Annotated in this window: 9 protein-coding genes; 4 read left to right on the forward strand and 5 right to left on the reverse strand. The window is 38.4% G+C overall.

Annotated elements, in window-relative coordinates; all coding sequences use genetic code 11:
- The first annotated feature begins 71 nt into the window (after positions 1–71).
- A complete protein-coding gene (locus GQR54_RS09445) occupies positions 72–1,991 on the forward strand; it encodes a GGDEF domain-containing protein (RefSeq protein WP_166377407.1) in 1,920 nt (639 codons plus the stop codon).
- 36 nt (positions 1,992–2,027) lie between these two features.
- Here GQR54_RS09445 and GQR54_RS09450 read toward each other — a convergent pair whose 3' ends face one another.
- The 3 genes from GQR54_RS09450 to GQR54_RS09460 are packed head-to-tail and all read right to left on the reverse strand — an operon-like array spanning position 2,028 to position 2,845.
- A complete protein-coding gene (locus GQR54_RS09450; protein WP_007377212.1) occupies positions 2,028–2,246 on the reverse strand; it encodes a DUF6500 family protein in 219 nt (72 codons plus the stop codon).
- Positions 2,247–2,275: 29 nt separating this feature from the next.
- Complete coding sequence (locus GQR54_RS09455; protein WP_165743755.1) at positions 2,276–2,530, reverse strand: hypothetical protein; 255 nt, start codon at positions 2,528–2,530, stop codon at positions 2,276–2,278.
- A 27-nt stretch (positions 2,531–2,557) separates the two neighbouring features.
- The gene (locus tag GQR54_RS09460; protein ID WP_166377409.1) at positions 2,558–2,845 is read right to left on the reverse strand and encodes a hypothetical protein; all 288 of its coding nucleotides are present in this window, start codon (positions 2,843–2,845) and stop codon (positions 2,558–2,560) included.
- 350 nt (positions 2,846–3,195) lie between these two features.
- Between GQR54_RS09460 and GQR54_RS09465 the strand changes: the two genes are divergently transcribed.
- Positions 3,196–3,621, forward strand: a complete 426-nt coding sequence (locus GQR54_RS09465; protein ID WP_166377411.1) for a hemerythrin domain-containing protein — start codon at positions 3,196–3,198, stop codon at positions 3,619–3,621.
- 122 nt (positions 3,622–3,743) lie between these two features.
- Here the strand turns inward: GQR54_RS09465 and GQR54_RS09470 are convergent, their stop codons facing one another.
- Both GQR54_RS09470 and GQR54_RS09475 read right to left on the reverse strand, forming a co-directional pair.
- Positions 3,744–6,260: a plasma-membrane proton-efflux P-type ATPase gene (locus GQR54_RS09470; RefSeq protein ID WP_166377412.1), complete on the reverse strand. Its 2,517-nt coding sequence runs from the start codon at positions 6,258–6,260 to the stop codon at positions 3,744–3,746.
- Between the two features lie 287 nt (positions 6,261–6,547).
- On the reverse strand, positions 6,548–6,961 hold the full coding sequence (locus GQR54_RS09475; RefSeq protein ID WP_166377413.1) for a hypothetical protein: 414 nt from the start codon (positions 6,959–6,961) through the stop codon (positions 6,548–6,550).
- Between the two features lie 426 nt (positions 6,962–7,387).
- On the opposite strand from GQR54_RS09475, the gene GQR54_RS09480 reads away from it, so the two are divergent.
- Together GQR54_RS09480 and GQR54_RS09485 are read left to right on the forward strand one after the other, a co-directional pair.
- Complete coding sequence (locus tag GQR54_RS09480; protein WP_166377414.1) at positions 7,388–9,748, forward strand: TonB-dependent receptor; 2,361 nt, start codon at positions 7,388–7,390, stop codon at positions 9,746–9,748.
- A gap of 10 nt (positions 9,749–9,758) precedes the next feature.
- Positions 9,759–11,912 (forward strand): bifunctional TVP38/TMEM64 family protein/FAD-dependent oxidoreductase, encoded by a 2,154-nt coding sequence (locus GQR54_RS09485; RefSeq protein ID WP_166377415.1) that lies wholly within the window; start codon positions 9,759–9,761, stop codon positions 11,910–11,912.

Consider the following 11,912-nt stretch of genomic DNA (forward strand, 5'->3'; position numbering starts at 1 on the left):
TTCAAGCCCAAGTTTATTAAGCAATGTAGAAAAGTATTTCACTAATAAAAATAAGTCAGCAAAGGATTTACATGACTAACAATACACAAATAAAGGTTTTAGGTAATACTTTATGGGCAAAGTATATTGTTCTCCTTTTATTTTTACTTTTAAGTAAGCTTGCCTCAGCTAACGGCGACTCATTAAGTGCAACTTTACATGCGCTAGACTTTGGCACAACTCAAGTCCTGATCAACAACATAAAACTGAATGAATTAGACTATCTTCAAAATGAAGACAAACTCACTCAAGCGTTTAAAATAAGCAAAGAGCAAAATTGGGAAAACCTTCATCTAGAAGCGGCCGCTTTGTATGCGGAGTTACTTTTTAGACAAGAAAAATATGAAGCGTTAAACACACACTTATCCTATTACTTAAAGAACAAAGAGTTACCAAATCAAAAAAGTGTATATTTATTATTTCTCGAATCACAACTCAAGTCTCTAGCGAGGGAGCCAAACCCAGCTCCAGCACAAACGCTAGCCACAAAATTAGAAGAAAGCTTGCAACAGCATTCAACTAAAGAAAAAATCATTATTTTACGAGCACTTGCTTACTATTACACCGATACAGATTCATTGAAAAAGACCCTAAATGTTGCACTAGAGGGGTTAGAATTAGCATTAAAAGATGACGATTCAGCATCTCAAGGATACTTTTTTAGAAAAATAGCTGATGCATACAATTATCTAAACGAAAAAGACAAAGCCGTATATTATGCAAAAAAAGCGGTTGCGGCATATGAGCAAACACAAGATGGGCTTTTTACTGCAAAAGCATATTGGAGTTTAGGCAATATATTGCTTGAGATAGAAAAACCTAAAGATGCCTTAACATACCTAGACAAAGCATTGCTCTATTTTAAAAAAGCTAATATGCAAAAAGGCTTAACCTTTGCTCAGTACTCAATTGCTAGTATTGAGTACTTACAAGCAAACTACGATAAAGCTTTAACTTTAACTAAAGAAAATATTGAGCTTGCTCGTTCTGCAGGTGTTCACGACATGCAACTCGCATCGCTCATTTTGTTAGCTGACATATATATAAAACTAAATTTACTTGATCAAGCAAATGAAGCAAACGATGAGGTGTTTTTAAAATTAGATAAATTCAGCCGCAGTATTTATAAAGCCGATTTTTTAGGTAAACGCTATGAGCTAAAGCGACGCCTTAACTACACTGACGAGGCTTTTGAAGCAATTGAACAAAAGCTCCTTTATACAAAAAAACACTACGAAGCTACCAGTGAAAATAATATAAAAACACTACAGGTGCAGTTTGAAGTAAAAGAAAAAGAAGAAAAAATACAGCAACTAGAGTACGCAAAAGACATTAGTGAACTACAAGCTAAAGAAGAGTACCAACAAAAAATAATTTGGCGACTTAGCGCTGCTATTGCATTTATTTTAGTGATCGCTTCATTATTTTTATTTTATCGGCAAGCTCGACAACGTCAAAAATATCACGATATTTCATTAACAGATTATCTAACAAATTGCCCTAATCGCAGAGGAATAATGCGCGCAGCAGAAGCAAAGCTTGGTGAAGGTAAAATGACGATAGCAATTGTTGACTTAGACTACTTTAAAAAAGTTAACGACCATTTTGGTCACGATGTTGGAGATTTAGTTCTTATTGCCTTTGCAAAAGCTGCAAAAGAAACACTATGTAATGATCATCAGTTTGGTCGTTACGGCGGCGAAGAATGGTTATTTGCACTAAATACGGTTGATGAACGAATAATTCGCGATATATTTAACCGACTCGCCATTAGCTTCGCCGAGCATTGCAGTAATATAGAAGACTTTCCTACAGATACAAAAATCACCTTTAGTGCAGGGGCCTCTGTAAGTGGCCCTTTAAAAAGCACACTAGATGTTCTTATTAAGCATGCAGATAAATTACTTTATAAAGCAAAAGAAAACGGAAGAAACCAAGTCGTTGTTGATTAAATAAACACAGCTAAAAGTATTGGCTCATTTACTTGACTAAAGTCCATCTAAAACCATCTGTTTAATTTTATGTGCTTTTACAAAATGATCTAATTTATGGGTGTGTATCCACCAAGTAGCAGCTTCCATAAGTAGCTCTGGGTCGTCGTTTTTATTGGCAAAAAATGCATAAAAAGAAAGCCCTACATTTTCGCCTTTAGCTGCTATTTTTTTATCGCACACGGTAATTATTTTTGCTCTTAGTTCTTCCCTCATACATACCTTATTTAATTATATTTTTACTATTAAAATACGCCATTTAAAAAGCTAACGATTAGCTGTAAAAGGCTTCTATCAACCAAGCCATGATTCTCAAGCTCTTTATTAGGCGTATTTACTTTTGCAGCTTTGCATTCATTATCTAGTGTCTCATTTTTACGTGTATCGGTTTCGTATGCAATATCTGCTTGTTCCATACATTTTGCCGAGCCTGCATAAGGCTGCGCCGCACAAGCGCTTAGTAATAAAAAAAGTGAAATTGCTATCAACAATTGCTTCATAACTAATCCTATTTTTACGCAACTTATTTAATTTAAATTACAGCTGCAAGTTAGCCTATTTACTTTTCTACCACCATTACAAAAAAATTCAAAAAAGAACGTACCTATAGCATCAAAAAAAGTGTCATTTTTTTCATCCTTTTTAATTTGTGCGCTAATGCATTGATTATAAACTTCTGAGCTTGTTTGAGCGCCATTTCGATCAACCGTTTCGGCCTCTTCAATGCATAAGTTAGGGTCAGAACGTGGGGCTGTACTACAAGCACTTAGTAAAGCGCACAGCAATAATGCGGCGATGGGGCTTTTTATGTTCATCCTTAAACTATCCTATAAAGTTAACGTGCTACCTGCATTTATACCGATTGGTATTATATGTGGAAGTAATACATATAGATTGTACCTAAATAATGTTGCTACTTTATCACTGCAATAAAATAAACAACCAGTAAATATTTGTAAGGTTCTGTAGGAATTTATACTCACTTCTATAATTGAACTATGTAAAAGCCTGAAATTATTGCATTCATATCACTGTAAAATTTACAGTGATAGCAGCCTAAAAATAAAAAATCAAAATAAAAGCAATAAAATACATCAACTTAATATTTGGCATCTAGTTTGCTAGTTTTAGTGATATAAGCAAATAAATTGTAAAAGGATTAGTTATGAATATTTTTGAAGCACTACGTCATGACCATGACAAACAACGAGAATTAGTAGATGCGCTTATTCAAACGCACGGCGACACAGAGCAGCGCCACACGCTAATGGACGAGCTAAAAACAGAACTAGAACAACACGCAAAATTTGAAGAACGTTACTTTTACAATCCACTTATGTTTGATGACTTAACTCATGAAAAAGCGCGCCACAGCGTAGCTGAACATCACGAAATTGATGAATTAATTGAACAACTTGAAGATACCAAAATGAGCTCATCTGCATGGTTAGTTGCAGCTAAAAAGTTGCACCATTTAGTACATCATCATTTAAGTGAAGAAGAACACGAAGTATTTCAATTAGCAGGTAAAGCACTAACCGAAGGGCAAAAACAAAGCTTGGCAAAGCAGTATAACGATGCAATGCACTAATACTTTTTATTTGTGAGTAACTTTACTCACAAATAATTGAACCACCTTATATACACTCCCTTGTGTACTATTGGTTATAAGCCACTTGGCTTATAACCACTTTTTATATCTAAACCTATGCTCTAACTCTTCTCTAGTAAGGGTGCTTCTGTCGGATCAAAAATTCGATACGCCACTAGCTTTAAACCATCGTTAATAAAAAACCACACCAAAGCATATGCCCACACAGCAAGTGCCCATCCCCATCCTAGTGGGGTCATAAACACACCATAAACAGCAATAAGTGTTGCTATAACTTGCGTGCCAAATACAGCGACCATTAATATAGCAGACGGTTTAATAGACCAAAATGGACCTCGGGTACGCGCTAAAAATATAGTCAAATGCCCTGCTACAGAAAGTAATAAGTACATTAATGTTTGAAGATGAGGGCGGTCGAGTTCAAATACTTTATCGCCCAAGTAAAATAAACCAAAGGCTGCAATTGGTCCTACAATTCCCAGCACAGATGCAATACCCAAAACGAGCCGCATATTCCATGTTTCGGGCTTATTTTGATAATGCACATTGTCGTATGCAATAGACAAAATGGCGGCATCGTTAAGTAAAGCAAGCATTACAATCATGACTGCGGTTAACGGATAAAAGTTAAAAATTAATATCGCCATTGCCATAAAAAGTAGTACGCGCAGTGTTTCAGCAACCCTGTAAATAGCGTAACTGTTCATGCGTTGAAATATTTTTCGGCTTTCTTTAACTGCATCAATAATAACCGATAAGCCATCGGTCATTAACACAATTGATGCTGCTGAACGCGCTGCATCTGTAGCACCCGATACAGCAATACCACAATCAGCTTTTTTAAGTGCTGGCGCGTCATTTACGCCATCTCCTGTCATACCAACAATGTGCCCTCTATGCTGAAGCACATCAATAATATGGTATTTATGCTCAGGAAATACTTGTGCGAATCCGTCAGCGCTCTCGATAGAATCATCTAACTGTGTGGCTTGATGATGCTCAGTTGCACCAAACCCACTAGCATCAAGAATGTTTGTTCCTAAACCCAGTTTACTTGCAGTTTCGCGCGCAATGGCCACTTGGTCGCCCGTGACCATTTTAACGCTCATACCCATTTCTTTTGCATCGGCAATGGTTTGTATTGCTTCTTCACGCGGTGGATCAAAAAGCGGCAATACGCCTATAAATTGCCATTTACCTTGCTCGTCTGTTTTAGCAACCGCTAAAGAGCGAAACCCACGTGCTGCAAATTCATCTATCGATGCCTCAACTTGAGTTTTAACTACCTCAATATTAGCCGACAAAGCTAAAATAACCTGCGGTGCACCTTTGGTCACTTTAAACGCTTTACCATCAGCATTTTTAATTAATGCTTCAGTACGTTTGCTCACAGGATCAAATGGCTGAAAATGCTCTATATGATAAGAATCTAGATGCTGCTCAGCTTTTACGCTTTGTAATACAGCTAAGTCAATCGGATCGTTATTTTCTGAGCGAGATGCTAATGCCGCGTACAATATAACTTGCTCAGCAGAGCCTTTATTTATTGAGTTTTCGATATAAAACGGGTCACCTAACGTTAATAGGTTTTGTGTCAATGTGCCTGTTTTATCGGAACAAAGAATATCAACACCTGCTAGCTCTTCAATTGCAGCTAAACGTGTTACAACCACTTGCTTTTTAGCCAATAAACGAGCGCCTACAGCCATAGTAACTGATAGCACTGTTGGCATGGCGACTGGTATTGCCGCAACGGTTAATACGAGTGCAAACTGCAATGTGGTAATCATTGGATCATCGCGAAACAAAGCAACAATAACTATAAGCAGCACTAAAGCCGCAGCAAGCATTATTAAATAATTACCAATTTTAAGCACCGCACGCTGAAAATGACTTGCGGTTCGCTCCCCTTGCACTAACTGTGCTGTTTTACCAAAAAAGGTATTAGCGCCGGTTGCGTATACTATTGCCTCAATTTCACCTTGGCGAATAATAGAGCCCGAATAAACAGTTTCACCCGCCGACTTTACAACCGGTAACGACTCACCCGTAAGTGACGATTGATCGACTTCTACTGGATCACCATTTAGCAAACGCGCATCTGCAGGCACTATATCGCCCATCCGCATTCTAATAACATCACCCGGTACAAGTTCGCTGGCATTTAAATTTTGCCATTGAGTATCGCGGCGAACGCGTGCTTTGTTGGCTAATTTTGCTTTTAATGCAGCAATTGCATTACCCGCTTGATGCTCTTCCCAAAAGCCAACCAATACGTTGGACAACAATAATACAAGAATAATAAAAAAATCAGCCCAGTGCTTAGCAAGCGCCGATAAAATAATAGCAGCCTCGATCATCCACGGTATTGGTCCCCAAAAGTAAGATAAGAATTTGAGTAGTAGGTTTGTTTTTTCTTCAACTAGTTCGTTAGGTCCATATTGTGCCAATCTTTGTGTGGCATCAGTTTGGCTTAACCCGTTGGATGATGTTTTTAGCTTTGCTTGTAATTGTGCTAAATCGAGCTTACTCCATTCATCGCAATTTTGATTATGTGAAGACTTGTTTACTGAACGATTTGATGATTGATGCACTGACGAAATTTTGACCTTTTCCATACGAGCCTTCTATACAACATTGAGTTGAATAACTTGAGGTAATTAAAACCTACTAACCGTATAGCTAACATAAACTAAAGCTGTCGATATTGTTCTTACAAATATATTAACTTTGATCTAACGCAATATTTAAGATGAAATAATATAAAAAGGATTATTTTTAGAAGATGACAAAGAGATTGGATTATTAGAAGAAGTGCTCAAAGGCTATACATTGGGCTGAAATAGTAAATAACTCAGCCCAATGTATTTTTAGCTACAACCTTAAGGGTATAGCTATTGTTTTATTACTTTACAGTAAATTTCACGTCTTGGTCGCGTAATAAGTAAAGTGCAAAACACGCAGCCCACATTGGCCATGCAGTGAAGAATAATAAGTTGTTAAAGCCATCTATATACTGGTTGTACGAAGAAAGCGTTGATAAGCCATGCATTACAAAAATGATTCCGTAAGTTATGCGCTTTTTAATACCCGCTAAAAATGCCAATACTAATATAAGTTGTAGAGCACCGATAACATAAGCAACTATATCAGATGAGCCACTAATACCGTAAAAATGTTCAAAAATACGTGCGCTATGACCAGGGTTTACAAATTTATCGAACGTCCACATAACCATTACAATAAATACGCCTAAACGCAAAGATAAAAGTGACCATTGCAAACGGTTTTGCACATCAGAACTCATTGAACCTGTCATAAAATTTCCTTAAATGAATATTAATAAACGTTGAAGTAACCTAGACCGTATAAGTTATTTTTTATTTCAAAAAAATTTAATTATTTTAAATAAAAAAGTAATTAAGCCTTGTAGTAATAAAAGTGAAGCTTATTTTAGGAATTTTAAAATGCTGCGTAAAAGTTAACAATTTTAAAATGTTAGCAGGTGAAAAGTAGTCTATAATTAAAAAAGCCCATTAAAAGCAAATATTTACATTCACTCTAATACAATCGCTCTATTAATATTTTATCAACTAATAAAACAATAGTACTTAATTACCACCTTTATAATGCATCCGTTTTGTTATGTTCTAAAAAACAAAAAGAATCGAAATTTTACTGAAATTTATTTTTAATCCTTTCGGTCTTTATCGCCAACAACATTTTAACCGTAGAGAGAAAACGTTTGAAACACGCATATTTAGCACTTTCCCTAGCCACCATATTAAATACACCACTTAATGCTTTTGCAGCCGAAGAATCAAAAACAACAAAAGATGGCGCAATAGAACGCATTGAGGTGGCAGGCCAAGTTATTAAATCTCAAGGTCTTTCGGTTAAAAACGCCACTGTAGACGGCCCTTTTGGCGACAACTTAGCCCTACAAGATATAGCCCGCTCAGTCACACCAATTTCAAGCGAGTTAATAGAACAACTCAATATTACGACTTTACAAGATGTACTTGCCGTAAGCCCTAATACCTATTCAGCCAGTGGTTTTGGGGCACCCAGTTTACCTACTATTCGTGGGCAACTAGGTGAGCTTTTCCAAGATGGTACACGCCGCCAAGCAGGTAATAATGGCTTTGGCGTGCCGTTATCGTTCAACTCTATAGAACAGATAGACGTGGTAAAAGGCGCGCCGCCGGTATTATTTGGCTCAAGCCAACGCAACGGTGGTTTTGTAAACTTACATTCTAAAAAAGCATCAACTGACGAAAGTAAAGGCAAAGCAACTGTATCTGCAGGTCGATGGGATCAGTACAGTGTTTTAGTAGATTACAGCGCACCGATTGTAAAAGACAAGGTAGGTTTTAGAGTCAGTGCTGAGCACATTGACAACGGCAGCTACTACGACTTTTCAGGCACAAAGAGCGACAGCTTATTTGCATCATTACGCGTATTACCCGATGACAAGAGCAGCTGGGATATTAACTTTGAGTTATATCAAGTTGAATTTACCGATAACGCAGGTATTAACCGCCCTACTCAAGCGCTAATAGATAATGGCCTTTATATTACCGGCCAAGGCGTGCAAGCAAATGGCAGCACAGTACCGGCAGCAGGTTCAATAATCTCACCAACTGGGCAAGTAAAAATAGATCGCAGTACAGTGCTTACCGATCCTGATAATCAAAACGAAGCCACTACTTATTTATTACACAGCATTTATAAGCGTGAACTTTCAAACAATGCATCAATAAAAAACATTACGTATTTTCAGCACTTACAACGCGAAGAAATTGCACAAAATAGCTTTGTTGAAATTATAGATGGTGCCGATACCGCGCAAAACCGTACCGAGCTTACCTATCTTTGGAATAGCGACCAGCAAACAATTTTTGCATTTGATGTGCGTTATAACCGCGTATTAGGCTACAGCCAATTTACAACAGAAGCCGACTTACCTATTGATTTAACAGGCCCAATTTCAAATCGCCGCATTCCTTTAACTGATGTACAACAAGCGCGTTTAATTGAAATTAGCCCAGGTGTATTTGTATCCCCTGGTGGTCAATATGATATTAATAATGACGGCAGTGGCGACTTTAACTTATCAGACACTACCGATTCGCGTTCATGGCAAACAGGCTTTGCTATTCAGCAAGATTCTGATTGGACAGATAAGTTTCATACAAGCGTTGGCTACCGCATTGATTTTTATGACGTAGACGCGCACGACCAAATAGCGCCAGAGGGTGAAATTGCAGCTCGCGATAGCATTAACGATAAGCTACATTCTGGGCAAATAAGCTTTAACTACCGATTAAACGGTGATTACACCACTTATGGTGCAGCAAGTTACAACGAAGCCACATCAAATAGCATGGCTGGCGGCACGTCTCTTGGTGGCGACAACACGATTAGCGCGCAAAACTTTTCAACCGAAAATACTTTAGTTGAATTTGGTTTAAAATACGCACCCACCGACAGTGATTGGTACGCCGATGGAGCAGTATTCAGCCAACGTCGTAGTTTACGTAATCGCGATGGTAGCAATACCGGGATTCGTACTACCGGCTTTGAAAGCCAAGTATTTTATGATGCTTACCCTTATTGGCTAAGTGCTGGCTACAGCTATATTGATGCTCGCTACGATAATTCTGCAAGTAGCCAAGATTCAGCTCAAGTAGCCGATGCATTTGACAACTCACGTCCAGATATTATTGAAGGTACCAGTGTTGGCGCACCTAGCTTTACCGCTTTTGCACCTTCAAACACCCGTGTACAGGGTATCCCTGAGCAATCGTTCAGCTTTAACGGAAATTATTCAATTAATTCGAAATGGCAAACGGGTTTTTCAGGTCTATATACAAAGAGTTACCCATTAGACTTTTTGGCGACAGTAAAAATTCGTGATCAGTACACACTAAACGTAAATACTAGCTATGCTTTTACGCCTAGTACCAAGTTACGATTAGATGTGAACAACGTAACGAATCAAAAAAACTGGCGCCCAGTATTTGAAGGCGGTTACTTTGGCGCAACTTTAGCTTTTCCTGAGTTGCCAATTAACGCCAAGCTTACGCTGACCCATAATTTTTAAGAGAGAGAACATGATTAAAAAAATATTTTTATTATTGATTGCAGCGGCCGCCGTCGGCCTGTTCTTTCATTTTGACTTACACCATTTACTTACACTTGATGGCCTAAAAGGGTCGATGGATCAATTTAGTCAATATAAAGAGCAGTCACCATTACTAGTTATTGGTGGGTTCTTTTTACTATACGTAGTAGTAACTGCTCTCTCTTTACCAGGCGCCGCTATTTTAACACTGGCCGCAGGTGCACTGTTTGGCTTAGTTGAAGGCTTATTGGTTGCATCTTTTGCCTCAACTATTGGCGCAACACTTGCCTTTTTAGTATCGCGTTACTTACTACGTGACACTATTAAACAACGTTTTCCTGAGCGCTTAGCCGCCATTGATGCAGGCGTTGAAAAAGAAGGTGGATTTTACTTATTTACCCTTCGTTTAGTGCCGGTGTTTCCGTTCTTTTTAATTAACTTACTAATGGGTGTTACTTCAATAAAGTCATGGACTTACTACTGGGTAAGCCAAGCAGGTATGCTCGCCGGTACATTTGTATTTGTTAACGCAGGTACACAACTGGCGCAAATAGAGAGCTTATCTGGAATTTTATCATTCAACTTAATCTTATCATTCGCTTTATTGGGCATTTTCCCTTTCATTGCTAAAGGAATTTTAAACGTGTTTAAAAAACGTCGTGTATACAAAAACTACACTAAACCTAAAAAATTCGACCGTAACATGATTGTAATTGGCGCAGGCGCAGGTGGTTTGGTAACAAGTTATATTGCTGCTGCTGTTAAAGCAAAAGTAACCCTTATTGAAGCGGGCGAAATGGGCGGCGACTGTTTAAACTATGGTTGTGTTCCAAGTAAAGCAGTCATTAAAAGCGCTAAAATTGCAGAGCAAATTCGCCACGGTGAAAACTACGGCTTAGAAAACGCAACACCACAGTTTTCGTTCAAAAAAGTAATGGCACGTGTACATAAAGTTATTGCCGATGTAGCACCACACGACAGTGTTGAGCGTTACACAGACTTAGGCGTAGATGTAGTAAAAGGTTACGGTAAATTAATAGACCCGTGGACTGTAGAAATTAAACTTAACGACGGTGGCACGCAAACACTCACCGCTCGTACTATTGTGATTGCCACTGGCGCACGCCCATTTGTACCGCCACTACCTGGTATTGAAGAAACAGGTTATGTAACAAGCGATACATTGTGGAATAAATTTGCAGAATTAGATGAGGCACCTAAAAAACTTGTAGTACTAGGTGGCGGTCCAATTGGTAGCGAATTAGCACAAAGCTTTGCACGTTTAGGTTCAAGTGTTACGCAAATTGAAATGAGCGAACGCATCATGATCAAAGAAGATCTTGAAGTGTCTACTTTTGCTCACGAAGCGTTAACCGAAAGTGGCGTTAATATTTTAACATCGCACCAAGCACTTCGTTGTGAAACGCGCGATGGTAAAAAATATATTGTTGTTAAACATAACGACAAAGAAATAGATATTGAATACGACGAGCTATTATGTGCTGTTGGTCGAAGTGCGCGCCTTAAAGGTTACGGTCTTGAAGAGCTAGGCATTGAAACAAACCGCACAGTAGTAACTAACGAATACCTAGAAACACTGTACCCAAATATTTTTGCAGCAGGCGATATTGTAGGTCCATACCAATTTACACATGTGGCAGCCCATCAAGGTTGGTACGCAGCGGTAAATGGCTTATTTGGTCACCTTAAAAAGTTTAAAGTAGATTACCGTGTTATTCCGTGGACTACGTTTATTGACCCAGAAGTTGCACGTGTTGGCTTAAACGAGCAAGACGCAAAAGACAAAGGCATAGATTACGAAATTACTCGTTTTGAATTTGAAGAGCTAGACCGTGCAATTACCGACAGCGCTACAAAAGGCTTTATTAAAGTGATTACACCCAAAGGCAAAGATAAAATATTGGGCGTTACCGTGGTATCTGAACACGCTGGCGATTTAATTGCTGAGTTTGTACTGGCAATGAAACACGGCTTAGGTCTTAACAAAATACTCGGTACTATACACAGCTACCCTACTTGGGCTGAAGGTAACAAATACGCAGCAGGTGAGTGGAAACGCGCTCATGCACCTGAAAAAGTGCTTAACTTGCTTGAAAAATACCACACTTGGCGTAGAGGTTAA

This window comes from Pseudoalteromonas sp. Z9A4 (genome assembly GCF_011378845.1).
Classification (GTDB): Bacteria; Pseudomonadota; Gammaproteobacteria; order Enterobacterales; family Alteromonadaceae; genus Pseudoalteromonas; species Pseudoalteromonas arctica.